General features: G+C 63.5%; 9 protein-coding genes. 7 read left to right on the top strand and 2 right to left on the bottom strand.

The annotated features are described in order from the left end of the window. Window positions 1-140 precede the first annotated feature (140 nt). From ACQY7R_RS24075 to ACQY7R_RS24055, 5 genes are all read left to right on the top strand, one after another. Window positions 141-2,885 carry a chemotaxis protein CheW gene (locus ACQY7R_RS24075; RefSeq protein WP_428308097.1) on the top strand — a complete coding sequence of 915 codons (2,745 nt, stop codon included), beginning with the start codon at window positions 141-143 and terminating at the stop codon, window positions 2,883-2,885. A gap of 60 nt (window positions 2,886-2,945) precedes the next feature. Next, the gene (locus tag ACQY7R_RS24070; protein WP_428308096.1) at window positions 2,946-3,419 is read left to right on the top strand and encodes a chemotaxis protein CheW; all 474 of its coding nucleotides are present in this window, start codon (window positions 2,946-2,948) and stop codon (window positions 3,417-3,419) included. Window positions 3,420-3,488: 69 nt separating this feature from the next. Continuing rightward, window positions 3,489-5,405: a methyl-accepting chemotaxis protein gene (locus ACQY7R_RS24065; protein WP_428308095.1), complete on the top strand. Its 1,917-nt coding sequence runs from the start codon at window positions 3,489-3,491 to the stop codon at window positions 5,403-5,405. A gap of 175 nt (window positions 5,406-5,580) precedes the next feature. Continuing rightward, window positions 5,581-6,696, top strand: a complete 1,116-nt coding sequence (locus ACQY7R_RS24060; RefSeq protein WP_428308094.1) for a protein-glutamate methylesterase/protein-glutamine glutaminase — start codon at window positions 5,581-5,583, stop codon at window positions 6,694-6,696. Next, window positions 6,693-7,562, top strand: coding sequence for a CheR family methyltransferase (locus ACQY7R_RS24055; protein ID WP_428308093.1), 870 nt, complete (start codon window positions 6,693-6,695; stop codon window positions 7,560-7,562). Before ACQY7R_RS24060 ends, ACQY7R_RS24055 begins: the two co-directional genes overlap by 4 nt. A gap of 331 nt (window positions 7,563-7,893) precedes the next feature. Here the strand turns inward: ACQY7R_RS24055 and ACQY7R_RS24050 are convergent, their stop codons facing one another. Further along, entirely contained in the window at window positions 7,894-10,299 is a 2,406-nt protein-coding gene (locus ACQY7R_RS24050) for a serine hydrolase (protein ID WP_428308092.1), read from the bottom strand. 217 nt (window positions 10,300-10,516) lie between these two features. Here ACQY7R_RS24050 and ACQY7R_RS24045 point away from each other — a divergent pair, with 217 nt between their 5' ends. Continuing rightward, window positions 10,517-13,408: a serine hydrolase gene (locus tag ACQY7R_RS24045; RefSeq protein WP_428308091.1), complete on the top strand. Its 2,892-nt coding sequence runs from the start codon at window positions 10,517-10,519 to the stop codon at window positions 13,406-13,408. A gap of 104 nt (window positions 13,409-13,512) precedes the next feature. On the opposite strand, the gene ACQY7R_RS24040 is transcribed toward ACQY7R_RS24045, so the two are convergent. Beyond that, window positions 13,513-14,844, bottom strand: a complete 1,332-nt coding sequence (locus tag ACQY7R_RS24040) for a substrate-binding domain-containing protein (protein WP_428308090.1) — start codon at window positions 14,842-14,844, stop codon at window positions 13,513-13,515. 750 nt (window positions 14,845-15,594) lie between these two features. On the opposite strand from ACQY7R_RS24040, the gene ACQY7R_RS24035 reads away from it, so the two are divergent. Next, window positions 15,595-16,992, top strand: coding sequence for an L-serine ammonia-lyase (locus tag ACQY7R_RS24035; protein ID WP_428308089.1), 1,398 nt, complete (start codon window positions 15,595-15,597; stop codon window positions 16,990-16,992). Window positions 16,993-17,125 lie beyond the last annotated feature (133 nt).

Here is a 17,125-nt window from a genome sequence, read left to right as displayed (position 1 = left end):
CGCATAAATTTTCATCATCTCACAAGCAAATACACCGGCTTGACCTAGCTTTCGTTTGTCCGCAAACCTCGCCACGCGTCAACCCGCACGTTTTGAGCGTGCTAGCGCGGCGGGCCCTCAGCGAACTACGGAAACTTGATATGGCCGACGACGATCTCGACCTGATTGCAGAATTTGTCGCCGAATCACGCGACCATCTGAGCAACATTGAAGGCCAATTTCTCGAAATTGAAGCCAATGGGGCCGATATCGACGTCGACCTCGTGAACCAGGTCTTTCGAGGCATTCACTCCATCAAAGGCGCCGCGGGCTTCCTCGGCCTGGTGACCGTGAATCGGCTCGCCCACAGCCTCGAGAATGTCCTCGGCCTGATGCGTACCCGCGAGTTGACGCCCGATTCGGTGAAGGTCGACGTCATGCTCCGCGCGTCGGACGCCTTGGCGAAGCTCGTGAACGACCCCGCGGCGTCGGAAGGCGCCGACATCGATCAACACGTCAGCCAGCTCGACGATATCTTCGCCGGCGCTCAGTTGACGCTCGAAACCGTCGCCGTGAAGACGCATGTCGCCGTCTCCGCGGAGGAGCAACGTCAACTCGATATGACAGCGGCGGTCGACTTCGTCGAGCAAGCGATGTTCGTCGAAGAATGCGAAACAACGCTGGCCCCGGCGCCAATCGTCGAAATGCCCGTCGCGCAGCCGATCGCTGCTCCGGTTGCAGCGGCTAATCGTTCCGATGAGTGTGATCAGCCCACAGCTCCCGCCACGAACGGCGCAACGACGGCCCCCGCCGAATCGAGCATTCGCGTGCAGGTCGGCGTCCTCGACAGCCTGATGAATCTGGCCGGCGAGTTGGTGCTCGGCCGCAATCAGTTGATTCAAGCCTTGAACGCCGACGGGCACGCCGGCATCGATGCGGTCGCCTCGCGGCTCGATCAGGTGACGACGGAACTCCAAGAAGCGATCATGCGGACCCGCATGCAGCCGATTGGAGCCGTGTTCAGCAAGTTCCCGCGCGTCATCCGCGACCTGAGCGCGAAGCTCGGCAAGCAATGCAACATCATCATGGACGGCAAAGAGGTCGACGTCGACAAGACGATCCTCGAAGCCATCGGCGATCCGTTGACGCATCTCGTTCGCAATTCGATCGATCACGGCGTCGAGCGTCCCGAAGCTCGCACCGCGGCCGGCAAGCCGGCGATGGGAACGATCTTCCTGCGGGCGTACCATGAAGCAGGCAAGGTCCGCATCGACATCGCCGACGACGGCGGCGGCATTCACCCGGAAAAGCTGCGGTCGAAAGCTGTTGAGAAGGGAGTCGTCACCGCTGAACAAGCTTCGCGGCTCAGCGATCGCGATGCGATTCGCTTGATCTTTCACCCTGGTTTCTCGACCGCAGAGAAGATCACTGATATCAGCGGCCGCGGCGTCGGCATGGACGTCGTCCGCACGAACATCGAAAAGCTCGGCGGCGCCGTCGACGTCGATTCCCGCCCCGGCATGGGCACGACGATCCAAATCACGCTGCCGCTCACGCTGGCCATCATCCCGTCGCTAATCATTCAGTGCGGCGACGAACGGTTCGCCATTCCGCAGGTCAACATCTCGGAACTGGTGCGCCTCCGCCGCGAAGAGATCGGCAAACGACTCGATCGCGTCAAGTCGGCCGAAGTGCTGCGGCTCCGCGGCTCGCTGCTGCCGCTGGTGCGTCTCAATAACGTGCTGCGTGCCGACGGGTCGACCGGCAGCGAGGCTGACCAAGAGCGGGCGACGACTCACATCGTCGTCGTGGAATCGGGACAGCAACGTTTCGGCATCGTCGTCGACGCACTGCACGACTCCGAAGAAATCGTCGTGAAGCCGCTTGGTCGGCACATCAAAAACGTGCCGTGCCTCTCGGGCGCTACCATCCTGGGCGACGGGCATGTCGCGTTGATTCTCGACGTGGCGGGCATCGCCATCCATCAGCAAATTCGCGCAGCCCACGACGAGGCGATGGCGAGCAAAGGAGACGATGGCGCCGGCGTCAACGCCGACTTGCAATCGGTCCTCTTGTTCACGAACCACCCGAAGGAACACTTCGCCGTTTCGATGGACGTCGTCTCGCGGATCGAGCGGATTCGCTGCGATCAGATCGACGCCGTCGGCGGTCAGGAGCTGGTGCAGTACCGCCAATCGAGCGTGCCGCTGCTCCGGCTGGAAAACATCATCACCACGCGGCCGACCGATCCGCAAAGCTGGGTATACGTCATTGTCTTCACGATCGGCGCGAAGGAAGTCGGTCTCGTGGCCCCCTGCCTCGAAGACATTCGCCGCGTACCGACCGACGTTGACACGCAAACCTTCCAAGAGGTCGGCGTCATCGGTTCGCTGGTGATCAACGACCGGGCGACGCGCTTGGTCGATCTGTTCAAGCTGGCTGAGCGCGTCCACCCCGAGTGGTTCGCTGATCAGCCGAAACCGACCAGCGAGCCCGGCAAGGCGCCGGTCGTGTTGCTGGCCGAAGACTCGACGTTCTTCCGCAAGCAAGTGAAGGCGATGATGGAAGAGCGAGGCTATACCGTCATCGACTGCGAAGACGGGCAGATCGCCTGGAATCGCTTGAATGAAGAGAAGCTTGAAATCGACGTCGTCCTCACCGACATCGAGATGCCGAACATGAACGGCTTCGAGCTCTGCCAACGGATCAAGGATTCGTCGGACTGGGGCAAGGTACCGGTGATCGCCCTTACCTCGCTTGCCGGCGCCGCCGACATGCAACGAGGCATGGACGCGGGCATCGACGATTACCAAATCAAGATGGATCGCGAGAAGCTGTTGACCTCGCTTCACAATTTCACCGGAGCGAAAGCGGGCGCCAACCGCCGCTGCCTGCAGCCCGCTTAACATCAGACCACGTCGACGCCGGCCAACGCCGCGTCGAATCGCCCCCTCGGAGTCGTTTTCATGGTTGCCGCCAAACCCGTTAATCGCCAGAAGAGCCTCGCCGAACAGCAGTTCGCGACGTTCTACGTCGGGCACATGCTGCTCGGCGTCGATATTCGCGTGGTGCAAGAGATCAATCGCCAGAACGAAATTACGCACGTTCCGCACGCGCCGGAGTATGTCTGCGGCGTGATCAATCTTCGCGGCGACGTCGCGACAGTAATCGACCTGCGATCGGTGCTCGGCCTGCCGCGCACGGTCGCCAATCGCGATCGCCGCAACTTGATCGTCCATTCGGGAGACGAAGCGATCGGCCTGCTGGTCGACCGCATCTCCGACATTCTGACGCTTCGTTCCGATGAAATCAGCCCGGCCCCAGCCAACGTCGACGATCTCGACGGACGGTTCATCGCCGGTGTCCATACGCTTCCGACAGGCATCCTCGTACTGCTCGACATTGAAAAGGTACTCGCCGACCAACGCGCCGACGCCTAACGCCATCGCCTCGCATTTACATCCGTTACCAAAACAATCTGCCTCCAACGTTTTCCAGGAGTGACTTCCATGCCCGCTGCCACGCTGAACGCTAAGACCAAGAAGGCGCCTCAATCGAAGGCGAAGACCACCAAGACGAGTCCGAAGTCTGGCGCCGCCAGCGTCGAGTTGCTCGGCCAGATCAACGCCATCAACAAGGTGATGGCCGTCATTGAGTTCGAACTCGACGGCACGATCCTCACCGCCAACGAAAACTTTCTGAACGGTCTCGGCTACGGACTCGACGAGATCCAGGGCAAGCACCACCGCATGTTCTGCGACCCGGCCTACGCCCAAACGAGCGAATATCGCCAGTTCTGGGATTCGCTGGCTCGCGGCAACTTCCAAGCCGGCGAGTACAAGCGCTTCGGCAAGGGGGGTCGCGAGATCTGGATTCAAGCCTCGTACAATCCGATCTTCGACGCCGCAGGCAAGCCGTTCAAAGTGGTGAAGTACGCCACCGACGTCACCGCCGCGAAGTTGCAGAACGCCGACTACCAGGGTCAGCTCGCCGCGATCGGCAAAGCTCAGGCAGTGATTTCGTTCAACCTCGACGGCACCGTCGTCGAGGCGAATGATAACTTCCTCGCTTGCCTTGGCTACTCGCTCGACGAGATCAAGGGAAAGCACCACCGCATGTTCTGCGAGCCGACCTTCGCTCAGTCGCTCGAGTACCGCGCCTTCTGGGAAGCCCTCAACCGCGGCGAGTACCAAGCCGCTGAGTACAAGCGGCTTGGCAAGGGTGGGCGTGAGATCTGGATTCAAGCTTCGTACAACCCGATCCTCGATTTGAACGGCAAGCCGTTCAAGGTCGTGAAGTACGCCACCGACGTCACCGAGCAGAAGCACGCCGCTGAACGGGCCTTGGCTCGCACCGCGAAGCTGGCCGCTTACCAAGAAGGCGAAGTGACGAAGGTCTCGACCGTCTTGAGCGCCGTCGCCTCGGGCGATCTCACCAGATCGTACGACGTGGCCGCGGCCGATGACGACACCCGCGAAGTGTGGGGCACGTTCACCAAGATCGCCGGCGCCGTCAACGCGATGGGCGAGAACCTGCGGCACGTCTTCGGCGGGTTGACGAATAACGCCAACCAACTGGCCGCCACCTCGACTGAACTCTCGGCCACGGCGACGCAACTCGCCAGCGGCGCCGAAGAGACCAACAGCCAAGCCGCCACGGTGGCTGCAGCTGCCGAAGAAATGTCGACGAACATGACCAACATGGCCGCGTCGACCGAAGAGATGACCGCCAACGTGAAGAACGTCTCGACCGCAGTCGAAGAGCTGACCGCCAGCATTGGCGAGATTGCCAAGACGGCCGGCCAAACCTCGGCGATCGCCAACACGGCTGCCCAGCTCGCCGATTCGAGCAACGTGACGATCGGCCAACTTGGCTCGGCTGCCGACGAAATCGGCAAGGTGATCGAGGTGATTCAGGACATCGCCGAGCAGACGAACCTGCTCGCGTTGAACGCCACGATCGAAGCGGCCCGCGCCGGCGAAGCTGGCAAGGGTTTCGCCGTGGTCGCCACGGAAGTCAAGGAACTGGCCAAGCAAACCGCCAGCGCTACGCAAGACATCCGCAGCCGCATCGAAGGGATCCAAGCTTCGACCAGCGAAGCGGTTCGCTCGATCAAGGAAGTCGGCGAAGCGATTCAGCGGGTAAATTCGGCGTCGACCACGATCGCCGCCGCGGTGGAAGAGCAAAGCATCACCACCCGCGAGATCGCGTCGAACGTCAACCAAACGGCCGCCGCTGCGAGCACGGTGTCGACCGCCGTCACCGAATCGGCTTCCGCCTGTGCGGAGATCACCCGCAACATGGTGGGCGTCGATCAAGCCGCGAAGCAAACCGCTCAAGGGGCTTCGCAGACGCAAGTGGTTGGTTCGGAATTGTCGGCTCTGTCGGAACAACTCCGCAGCATGGTCGCTCAGTTCCAACTGTAAGTCAGGACGCAACGGCTGAGGGACGCTCGTAGTCCCACGACGCGCGCCCTGCGTAACGGCGATGAAGGGGGAGAACCCGCAAGTTCTCCCCCTTCTTGTTGCGCGGCTGCAATGTCGTAGTAGGCTTGCGTTGGTTGCTGACTTTTTCGACATCCGTGTTTGTAAATGACTCGCCATGAATCCCTCTCCGCTACGCGTCCTGGTCGTCGATGACTCCGCTCTGTATCGCAAGGTCGTGCGGTCGGTCGTCGAGCAGTTGCCGAACGTTGAAGTGATCGGCCACGCCCAAAACGGCCGGCTCGCGCTCGATCGCATCATTGCCGACAAGCCCGATGTGATCACGCTCGACATGGAGATGCCGGAGCTCGACGGACTCGGCCTGCTCCGCGAGTTGAAAGAGCGGCAGATCAAGCTCTCGGCGATCATGATCAGCACGCTCACCACCGCGGGCGCCCAGGCGACGAGCGCTGCATTGCAGTTGGGAGCGTTCGACTTCGTGCTGAAGCCGACGCTGCCCGATATGGAAGCGAACGCCCGGCAACTGCGAGCCGACCTCACGCCGCGGATCGAAGCGTGTCGGATTATCAGCCGCGGCAAGCTGCCGGTCAGCGGCGACGCAAGAACGCCCGCTGCCGCTGCAATGGGGGCGCCGCTGGCGGCACGCATGGCCGCTGCCGCGCCAAAGCTGCCGTGCCCGTCGCTTCGCAAGACTCCAGAAATCATTGGCATTGGCGTGTCGACCGGCGGGCCGGTCGCCCTCCACAAACTGTTGCCGCTGCTGACGCCCGCGACGCCGCCGGTGGTGCTTGTCCAGCACATGCCGCCGATCTTCACGAAGACGCTGGCCGACGATCTCAATCGCCGCTGCCAAATCGAAGTGGTCGAAGGTCGGCATGGCATGGTGGTTCAACCGGGTCGCGCGATCATCGCACCGGGCGGCAAGCAAATGCGGATCGTGCGCGACGAGTTCCGCACGACCGTTCAAATCACCGACGATCCGCCGGAACGGAACTGCCGGCCGGCCGTTGATTACCTCTTCCGTTCGATCGCCGCCGAGTATGGTTCCCGCGCTTGGGGAGCGATCCTCACCGGCATGGGAGACGACGGCACGCTTGGCGCCCGCGCGATGAAGGAACGGGGCGCCGCGATCTTCGCCCAGGACGAAGCGACCTGCGTCGTTTACGGCATGCCGCGCTCGGTTGCCGAGGCAGGGCTCGTCGACGTCGTCGGCCCGCTGGAGACGATCGCGAGCCGCATCAATGAATCCGTGCTGCAAGGAGCCGGGGTATGAGCAATCTCACGCCAGCCGACGTCGACGCCGTCTGCGACCTCGTCGACAACCTGTGCGGCATCTGTTGGGATAGCTCGAAGAGCTACCTCATCGAATCGCGTCTGTCGAACATCTTCAAGCGGAGCGGCTGCGCGAACTACAGCGACTTCGCGCGCAAGGTACAAGCAAACCTGCTGCCGCAACTGCGCGGCGAGGTGATCGACGCAGTCACGACGCATGAGACGCTCTGGTTCCGCGACAACTCGCCGTACGAAGCGCTCAAGCACAAAATTTTTCCGGAGTTGATCGACGCGAAGGCCGGGACGCCGTATCCGAAGCGGATTCGCATCTGGTCGGCCGCGTGCAGCACGGGGCAGGAGCCGTACAGTATCGCAATGACGCTGGCCGACGTCGTACCCGACGTGCACCGCTGGGACGTGCAAATCGTCGGCACCGACATTTCGCCCGCTTCGGTCGAAACGGCGAGCCGCGGGATGTACAGCGAAATGGAAATGGGCCGCGGTATGGACCCGCAGCGACTGAACAAGCACTTCACGAAGCACGGCGCGCAGTGGAAGATCAGCGACGAGATCCGCTCGATGTGCAACTTCAGCACGCGAAACTTGCACGATCCGTTCGCTGGCTTCGGTCCGTTCGACGTCATTTTCTGCCGCAACGTCGCGATTTACTTCACGGCGGCGGATCGGAAGAACATCTTCACCCGTATGGGGCAGATTCTGCATCCGAACGGCTGGATTCTGGTTGGTTCGTCGGAATCGCTGACCGATGTCGGCCCCAAGTGGTCGCCGCAGTTTCATTGTAAGGCGAACTGCTATCGGCCGACGTTGACGGCCGAGGCGGCGTTGGCGCTGGGCGTGCGGCGGTAATGTCGCGTGTCACGTCGTGTCGCTGATGTCGTATTTCGCATTTTAGGCGACACTAAGCCGAAGTTAGGTAGGTTGGGCGATCTTGCTCGACTCGCCGTGCGTAATGGTCCGCAGCGCAAGGCGCGCTGCGAACTACCCCCCGGATGAACCGGGGGGCTCGCAGACCGGAGGCCCCACGACGCGCCTACTTGGTGCTGTGAACTCGGGTTCACGTTAGCAGAAATGGTGGCCTGGTTTCGACAACTAAATTTGGCCACTTAGCACTTTTACTCGTCGGGCGTGGGAAGGGTGGCCGCTGCGTAAGTCGCTCCGGCGGGTCGTTGACCCGCGGCTACTTTGAGAGGTCTTCGAAGCGTTTGTTGACGATCGGGTATTGCTGCCAATCGTTGTAGTCGAAGTGCCACCATTCGATCGGGTTCACCGTGAAGTTTTGAGCCTCCATCGCTTCGCGGAGGAGCTCGCGGTGGTAGCGCTGCAGCGAGGTGCCGCCGGGGTAGAGCGGGAACGATCGCGGCGACATCTCGTCGTAGACGCCGACCATTTCTATTGGCTCGCCCGTCTTCAGGTCGTAGAGCGTGAGGTCGACGGCGCAACCGCGGTTGTGGCGGGAGCCTTTTTCGGGATCGGCGACGAAGCCGTGGAAGTTGTCGGGAACCGAATCCCAGAACATCTTCGTGACGTACCACGGGCGATAGCCGTCGTGGATCAGCAGGCCGTAACCTTGTTCTTTGAGCGCCTGGTGAGCGCGAACGGTTGCTTCGGCGGCGGGACGCTGCAGGAATGATTGCGCCGACTCGTAAACGGGGACGCCGGTGAAGTTGCGGTCGGTGGCGTAGCGGACGTCGAGTTTGATCGTCGGATCGAGCTTACTCGGCTCGGCGAGGTCGGGCTTGCGGAAGGGGCGGGCCTCTTTCGGAGGCGTTGCGGCGAGGGCTTCAGTCCGCAGCACGTCCATCGGGCGGAGGGGGCGAATCTGGAAGACGCCGCCGGGGAAGTCGCCAAAGTTGCGGCGTTTGAACGTCACGTCGGCGGCAACCGCCTCGGTCGCGGCGCCATTGGCGTCGCGTTTGAAGACGATTTGCTCGGCGGGGTACAGGCCGGCGTTAGGGAAGGCGAAGACATTCTCCGAAACTTCCGTGAGCGGGTAATTGTAGAACCACTCGATGAGCGCCCAGAGTTGGCCGCGGTCTTCGTAGATGTAGAGGATGTTGTGATCCTCGCCGTATTCGCCGAGAAGGCCTTCCCAGCGGCCAGGGCAGGGGGCGGGCTTCGCGTCGGGGAGTCGAGTCCAAGTTTCGCCGGCGATCGCGATCGATTGGCCGTCATCGGCAGGCGTGATCTCGGGGCCAGAGGTGTGCGGATCGTCGACGATGAGCCGCTCGCCGAGGGCGCGGACTTCGCTGAGCAGATAATCGTGGCTCAGCAGCAGTTGGTTGCCGTCGGCGAGCAGGCGGAGCGTGCGGTCGCCGTTCTGGTAGAGGCCGGCACGCGCGCGGGCTTGGCCGGCGGGTAGCGGCGTCGTGAGATCGATCGCGGGGAGCGGCTTCCCTTCGCGCTGCGCGAGCATCAGCCGCAACGCATACTCGGTCAGCCGGCGAACGAAGCCGCCGCCGCCGTCGAGCGCACAAACGGTGGCGACGCCGATCTTTTCTTCCGGCAGGCCGATGAGGTTTGTCGAGTAACCGTAGACCGCGCCGTTGTGGCCGAAAGTGGGGTGACCGTCGAACTGATCAACGCGGAAGCCGACGCCGTAGAGGGGTTTTGCTTCCGTGCCGGCGCCGACCGGCTTGAGCATCGCGGCGAGCGTGGCAGGCGAAATAATCTGTTGGCCATTGAACTTTCCGCCTTCAAAGAGGGCAATCAGAAAATTGGCGAGATCGTCGACGCTGGCGTAAAGGTTGCCGGCGGGAAGCGTGCCGAGGTCGAAGGTCGGCGCCGCGAAGCGGGCCCGCGGCGGGTCGTGCGGGAAGTGGGGCGCCCACATCCAGGCGTCGGGAATCTGTTCGGCGGGAACGCCGGCGCGGAGGAAAGAACTTGCATCCATGCCGAGCGGTTCGAGCAGCGTCGTTTGCAGATGCTCGGCGAACGGCTTGCCCGCGAGACGCTCGACAATGAGACCGGCGGCGGAGACGGCTGTGTTGGAGTACTTGGTTTTCGCGCCGGGTTCGTCGACAAGGGCCGTCTCGTTGAGCGACGCGACGGTCTCGGCGATTGACGGTTGGTTGGCGTCAAAATAGTTGCCGACGGGCGACTCGCGGATGACGCCCGACTGGTGATTCATCAACTGGCGAACGGTCGGCTCCTTGCCGAAGCGGTTTTCCGGTTTGAAGTCGGGGAGGTACTTCGAGACGGGGGCATCGAGGTCGATCTTGCCCTGTTCGACGAGTTGCATCACGGCAACGTCGTTGAAGAGCTTTGAGACTGAGCCGACGCGGTAGATCGTGTGGCGATCGGCGCGGGAACCGTCGGCAGCGTGCTGCTCGCCGAAGCCGGCGGCGTAAACGATTTGGTCGCCGGAAACGATGGCGATCGAAACGGCGGGGAGATTCTTTGAGGCTTGTTCAGCGGCGACGAACGCGGCGAGTTTTTCCGCGATCGCTTCGTAGCCGGGGGCGACGTCGGCTTGCGGGGCGGGCGCGTCGGCGGCGTGCAGCGACGAAATCCGGTGCGCGCCGAGAGTGGCGACGATCGTACACGCGAGCAGCATGGCGGCGCGGGGGGTTCGGATGATGCTCACGCGGGGGATCTCCTGTGATGACTTCTGCGCAACGACGCCGCCGTGCGAGACATTATGCCTCGAATGCCGTCGAGGGCCAACGCACCTGCGGTACGCATCACGGGTTCGATTTTGCGCACAGTGCGCCGCGACGGGGGAATTCGTGCGACAATCGGGCGGTCGTCAGTTGTCAGTGGTCCGTTGTCAGTTGCGAAATGCGCTGGGGGATTAACCCGTGATGTTGCCAAGTTCCATGAAGACGTTGTGCGTGTTGCCGATGGCGTTGTTGCTGTGGATCTCGATGGGGCAGGGCGATGAACCGGCGCAGCACTTTGATGTGTTGATCACCGGCGGGCGCGTCGTCGATGGGACGGGGGCGCCGTGGTATCGGGCCGACGTTGGCGTACGCGACGGGCGGATCGCGGCGATTGGGCGGCTCGAAGGCGCCAAGGGACGCGAGACGATCGACGCGACCGGGCTTATCGTGGCGCCGGGCTTCATCGACATGATGGGGCAGACGGCGAACCCGATGTTCGACGATCCGAAGACTTCGCTCAACTTGCTGACGCAGGGGATCACGACGATCAACGCCGGCGAGGGAGATTCGGCGGCGCCGCTCAGCGACAAGGAAGCAGCCGAGATGGGTCGGCAGACGATGGCCGAGTACTTTCTGGCGCTCGAGCAGAAGGGGCTGCCGCTGAACGTCGTGCAAACGGTGGGGCTGACGCAGATTCGGACGATCGTCATCGGCGAAGAAGATCGCCGGCCGAGCGACGAGGAACTTGCGCAGATGGAAGCGATGGTCCGCGAGGCGATGGAAGCGGGAGCGATCGGCGTCTCGACGGCCCTCATTTACCCGCCGGCGGTCTATGCCACGACCAAGGAGATTGCGGCGCTCGCGAAGGTGGCGGGCCAGTATGGCGGCCGCTACTACACGCACATGCGGAACGAGGGGGCGCGGCTGCTGGAGGCGATCGACGAAGCGATTGACGTCGGCGAGACGGCGGGGACGCCGGTGCACATTTACCATTTGAAGGCGGCGGGCCGCGCGAACTGGGGGAAGATGCCGCTGGCGATCGCGCGGATCAAGGCGGCGCGGGCGGCGGGGATGCAGATCGCGGCCGACGTGTACCCCTACCAAATGAATGGGCTGGGGCTCGAGGCGTTCATTCATCCGCGGCATTTCGCTAAGGGACGCGAGCAGTTGTTGTCGCAACTCGATAAGAAAGAGCTGCGAGCCGAGATCCGTGCGGAGATGGAAGGGGAGGGCGAGTGGGAAAATTGGTATCGGCATGTGGGGAAAGATTGGAATCGCGTCCTCATCGGCAATTGTGCGGATGCGAAGTACGCGCGGCTGGGCGGCGAGAGCGTCGCGGCTATTGCGAAGGAGATGAAGCAAGATCCGTGGGATACGTTCTTTGATCTGGTGCAGGCGCAGTCGTTCGCGTTGCCGCAGACGATGAGCGATGCGAACATCATCGCGGCGATGCAGGAAGATTTTATTTCGTACTGCACCGACGTCGGTCCGGCGGGGGAATCGCGAAGCGTTTCGCATCCACGGGCGGCGGGGGCGTTCCCGCGGGTGCTGGCGCGGTACGTGCGCGACCTCGGCGTGATTTCATTGGAAAAGGCGGTGTCACAGGCGAGCGCCGTCGCAGCGAATGAAGTGATGGCGTACGACCGCGGGCGGATTGCCGAAGGGTTGGCGGCGGACCTCGTGCTGTTCGATGCGGCGGAGATTCAAGATCACTCGACGCCGGCCGAGCCGCGGAAGCTTTCGACCGGCATGAAGCATGTGCTGGTGAACGGCACGACGGTGCTGAAGAACGGCGAGCTCACCGACAAACGGCCGGGGCGCGTGTTGCGCGGCCCGGGTTACCAACGCTCACGGGCGCCGCATGCAGTGGCGACCGGCAAGGTGGGGCCGGGTTTGGAACCAATCGACCGCGTGATGCGGCGGTTCATGGAACGGCACCCGGTGCCGGGAGCGGCGGTGGCGATCACCGACGGCGGTCGGCTGGTGTACGCCCGCGGCTACGGCTACGCCGACGTGGCGAAGCGAGAAGCGGTAGAGCCAGAGAGTTTGTTCCGCATCGCAAGCATTTCGAAGCCGCTCACCGCCACGGCGGTCATGCAGCTCGTCGAGCAGGGAAAGCTCGATCTCGATGCGAAGGTGTACGACATTCTCGATGAGTACGAGCCGTACCTCGCGGAGGGGGTCGAGTTCGACAAGCGGCAACGGGACATCACGATTCGGCACTGCCTGCAGCATCGCGGCGGGTGGGATCGCGACAAGTCGTTTGACGGGATGTTTCAGTCGGCGCGGTTTGCGAAGGCGGTAGGCGAGAAGACGCCGGCGAGCCACACGGCGATCATCCGCTGCATGCTGGGGACGCCGCTCGACTTCGAACCGGGCGAGCGGTTTGCCTATTCGAACTACGGCTACTGTTTGCTCGGTCGCGTGATCGAGAAGATCACCGGGCAGAAGTACGACGACTATGTGAAAGAGCATGTGCTCGCGCCGGTGAAGGTCGATCGGATGGCGATCGGCGCCACGCTGCTCGAAGGTCGCAAAGATGGCGAGGTGCGGTATTACGCCCCGCTGCGCGGGCGGTCGCTCTTTAGCGGCGATGAGCAGAAGACGGTCCCGGTCGCGTATGGTGCGTGGGATTTGGAGGCGATGGATTCGCACGGGGCTTGGATTGCTTCGGCGGTCGACCTGGTGAAGTTCTCCTCCGCGTTCGACGAGGCGAGCGAGTGCCCGCTGCTGGAGGAGCAGACGATCGAAACGATGTTCGCGCGGCCGCCGGGGCTTGCGGGGCATGATAAGGAAGGGAAGGAGTTGCCTGGGTTCTACTCGGCGGGGTGGCGCGTGGAATGCGATAAAGATGGCAAGCTCGCCTCGGTGGGGCATGGGGGTTCGCTCGACGGGACGAACACGAAGATGGTTCGCCGGGCCGATGGGCGAAACTTTGCCGTGCTATTCAACGGGCGCCAGACGCCGACGACTGATCGCGTCGCTGAAGCCGCGAGCGCGGAGTTGATGCGGGCGATTGATGCGGTGGAGGAGTGGCCGAGGGTCGATTACTTCGAGGCGAAGCTGGAGCCGGCGGCGGGTGCGGGGGAGTAGGCCCCCTAGCCCCGGGGTCGGCCGCCATTCCGGTAGGCTTCGTCCCGCGTGGTGCAACCCCCGGGCGGAGCCCGGGGCTAGGATGCGGCTGCCGACTCGTCGCGTTACTTCGTCGGCACCGTGCGGGGCAGGCGGTTCGCGGCCTCTGGAACCGCTGGCGCTTCCGGCCGCCGCAGCGGCGTCTTCGTTCGCGACGGCAATGCCGAGACGAACTTCAATCCCACGCGGAGCGCGCTCGGCGTCACGCGGAACTGCCGGCGGAACGCGTGCGTCAGGTATGGCCCGCTGGAGAAACCGGTGGCCAGCGCGATGCGGCCGACGCTCATCGACGTGGTGACGATCAACTGGCGGGCGATCTCCAACCGGACACGGCGAATTTCTTCGGCCGGCGTGCGGCCCAAGGCGCGGCGGAAGCGAAGCTCGAGTGCGCGCCGCGACATCGACGATGCACGGACAAGGTCGCGGACCTGGATACCGGCGCTCGCCTTTTCCCAAATCATCTTCACTACCGCGGCCAGCGCGGGGTCGTCGACGGCAAACGCTTCCGTCGAACGGCGGGCGCATACTCGCAGCGGCGGAATCAACAGCGGCTTTTCCGGAATGGCGCCGCCGTCGATGATCGACGTAAGCATCTGGCAGGCTTCGAACCCGATGCGGTGCGTCGCGAGCTCGATGCTGGTGATTTCGGGCAGCACCATGCTGCAGAGCAACTCGTCCTCGTCGCCGGAGAGGACGGCGACTTCGCTGGGGATGTCGATCTTATGGGCATGGCATGCTTCGACGAGTTGCCGCGCGGGGAACGGATCGGGAGCGAAAATGCCGACCGGCTTCGGCAGGCCGGCGATCCAGTCGCCGATCGCGCCGTAATCGTTGGCGTCGACCGATGGATCAGGCGAGTAAACGGAGCAGCTGAACCGCTCATCCTCGACGACGCGGCGGAATTCCTCGCCCCGCTGCTGCGGATAGCGATCGTCGGCGGGGGAGAAGTAGGCGAAATGGACGAGTTGCCGACTACGGAAATGCTCGAAGGCCATCCGAGCGCGGTCGACGTCGTCGGTGGCGATGCGGCCGCAGGCGGTATCGTTGAGGAAGGTGGCGCCGACGTCGACGGTTGGCAGGCCAAGATTTTGGATATGCTCTTGCAGCGAACGCTCGCGGAGCATGACGATAACGCCGTCCCCTTTCCAGCCGGAGGGGATGCGGAGGCGGCGCTGCTCGTCGCGGGGCGACACCAGGAGTCGCCAACCGGCGTCGCGGGCGTAGCAGGAAATTGCTTCGAGGACGTTGCGGCCCCACATGTCGTCGAACTCGACGAGCACGGCGACGTCGAGCGGCCGGGGTACGGCGGCAACGGCGGTAGGCGTCGCGGGATCGACGCTGGGCAGCGAGCGAGTCTCGTCAATCATGGCGGGCGAGTGCTTCGGAGGGAGATTCATGGGCCGCCTCACGGCAAGTCGTCGGCGTGCCGCGCGTCGACTCGGATCACTTCACTAGGCGCAGTGTAGCATGACTAGCGGCGCGGCGCAGTGCGAGCAAAATCGCGGCGCTAGCGAGAGACGCAGCGTTTGGGTCGCTCGCGACGCTGGCATGCTGTTCGCAGTGATCTTGGACAACCGCGCAGAATAGCCTGCTTTTCGCGGGATGGAGCGCTGCGGGCCGAGCGGCGTCGCCATGGTCGCGGGGCGGTTGCGGCGACATCGTTGGATCGTGCGGCGTCACGGGGTATGCGTAATATCGACGCCTCGTTGCGCATGGTGATATACCTCTCGCTGAGCTTACCCGCGCAGGCTGGGCCGCGAGCTGTGGGAAAGCTAGCCAATACGTCGGCGAACGTCGTGAGTTAGCCCCCGCATTGGCCCCGGAGGGGCCGAGTCATGTAGCCAGGGGCGCGAGCCCCTGGTAGGCGGTCGGTGTGACATTCTAGCCCCGTGAGGGGCGGCATCGCTCTACTCGACTTCGGAGAGCAGTACCGCCCCTTCCGGGGCTTGAATCATGCGAGATGCTCGCTCCCAGGGGCTTGCGCCCCTGGCTACAACATATCGCCCCTCTCGGGGCTTGGACGAAGCGTCCCGAGTGGTGCGTCGAAGATCGATCGGCCAGCCGCCAACGATCGACCAACGGCCAGCCGACAGCGGCGTATAATTCCTTGTCAGCCGCTTACGCACCGCTCTTCCGCGATACCAACCATGGCCCTCAGCGTTTTGGATTTGTTCACGATTGGCATCGGGCCTTCGAGTTCCCATGCGATTGGGCCGATGCGCGCAGCGGGGCGATTTCTTGAGCGACTGCGGCACGCGCACCTGTTGGAAAAGTGCGAGCGAATCGAGGTGAAGCTGTACGCATCGCTCGCCCTGACTGGCAAAGGACATGGAACCGACAAGGCGATCTTGCTCGGCCTCGTCGGCGAGACGCCGGAAGGGGTCGATCCCGATCAGGTCGATCGGATTGTCGAATCGATTCGCAGTAGCGGCGAGTTGATGCTGCCTGGGGGACGACGGATACGTTTCGACGAACCGCGCGATCTCCTGTTCCTGCGAAACGAGAGCTTGCCCTATCACCCCAACGGGATGGAGTTCCAGGCGTACGACGCTGCCGGCGAGACGCTCGACCGCTACGTCTGCTATTCGATCGGCGGCGGGTTCGTCGTCGACGAACAAGATGCGGCGCGCGATGTAGTGAGCGGCGACGAGACGCGGCTGCCGTATCCCTATCATTGCGGAGACGACCTTTTAGCGATGGCGGCGGAGACGGGATTGTCGATCAGCGCGATGACGCTCGCGAACGAAGAACGGTGGCGGAGCCGGACGGAGATCGAAGAGCGGCTGCTGCGGATTTGGCGCGTGATGCAAGCGTGCGTCGAACGCGGCTGCCGCGAAGAGGGGACGCTGCCGGGCGGCCTCAAAGTGAAGCGGCGAGCGCCGGAACTGTATCGGCGGCTTGCGGCGAAGCAACGTGCAGCGGCAGCCGCAAACGACGGCGATCACGACACGCTCGCGGCGCTCGATTGGGTGAATCTCTACGCGCTCGCCACTAGCGAAGAGAACGCGGCCGGCGGTCGCGTGGTCACCGCGCCGACGAACGGCGCGGCGGGGATCATTCCCGCGGTGCTTCACTACTACCGGCGCCACACGCCCGACGCCGACGACGCGGGAGTGGTGAAATTCCTGCTTACCGCGGGGGCAATCGGCATTCTGTACAAACTCAACGCGTCGATCTCCGGGGCCGAGGTTGGCTGTCAGGGCGAGGTCGGCGTCGCGTGCTCGATGGCGGCTGGGGCGCTCACCGAAGTACTCGGCGGCACGCCGCGGCAGGTCGAGATGGCGGCCGAGATTGGCATGGAGCACAACTTGGGCCTCACCTGCGATCCGATCGGCGGCTTGGTGCAAGTGCCGTGTATCGAGCGGTGCGCCATGGGTGCGGTGAAGGCGATCAACGCCTCACGGATGGCGCTCGGCAGCGACGGCGAGCATCGTGTTTCGCTCGATCGCGTGATCCGCACGATGCGCGAGACGGGCCGCGACATGCTCACGAAGTACAAAGAGACGTCCCGCGGCGGCTTGGCGGTCGCGGTGACGGAGTGCTGAGCGAACCTTTTGCGCTCGCTATTTGAAAGCTGTGGCTCCCTCCCCCTGGAGGGGAGGGCTGGGGAGGGGGGAAGAGCCCTGGTACACGCTCCAGTCACCCCTCCCTAACCCTCCCCTTCAAGGGGAGGGGACC

Source organism: Lacipirellula sp. (assembly GCF_965279485.1).
In the GTDB taxonomy this organism is placed as follows: domain Bacteria; phylum Planctomycetota; class Planctomycetia; order Pirellulales; family Lacipirellulaceae; genus Lacipirellula.
Note: the sequence above shows the minus strand (reverse complement) of the source record. Positions and strands in the feature narration are given on the sequence as shown.

Coding starts and splice junctions, on each gene's coding strand:
- ACQY7R_RS24035 (WP_428308089.1), top strand. CDS start 15,595: ATGGCCCTCAGCGTTTTGGATTTGTTCACGATTGGCATCGGGCCTTCG.
- ACQY7R_RS24075 (WP_428308097.1), top strand. CDS start 141: ATGGCCGACGACGATCTCGACCTGATTGCAGAATTTGTCGCCGAATCA.
- ACQY7R_RS24060 (WP_428308094.1), top strand. CDS start 5,581: ATGAATCCCTCTCCGCTACGCGTCCTGGTCGTCGATGACTCCGCTCTG.
- ACQY7R_RS24045 (WP_428308091.1), top strand. CDS start 10,517: ATGTTGCCAAGTTCCATGAAGACGTTGTGCGTGTTGCCGATGGCGTTG.
- ACQY7R_RS24040 (WP_428308090.1), bottom strand. CDS start 14,844: ATGAATCTCCCTCCGAAGCACTCGCCCGCCATGATTGACGAGACTCGC.
- ACQY7R_RS24065 (WP_428308095.1), top strand. CDS start 3,489: ATGCCCGCTGCCACGCTGAACGCTAAGACCAAGAAGGCGCCTCAATCG.
- ACQY7R_RS24055 (WP_428308093.1), top strand. CDS start 6,693: ATGAGCAATCTCACGCCAGCCGACGTCGACGCCGTCTGCGACCTCGTC.
- ACQY7R_RS24070 (WP_428308096.1), top strand. CDS start 2,946: ATGGTTGCCGCCAAACCCGTTAATCGCCAGAAGAGCCTCGCCGAACAG.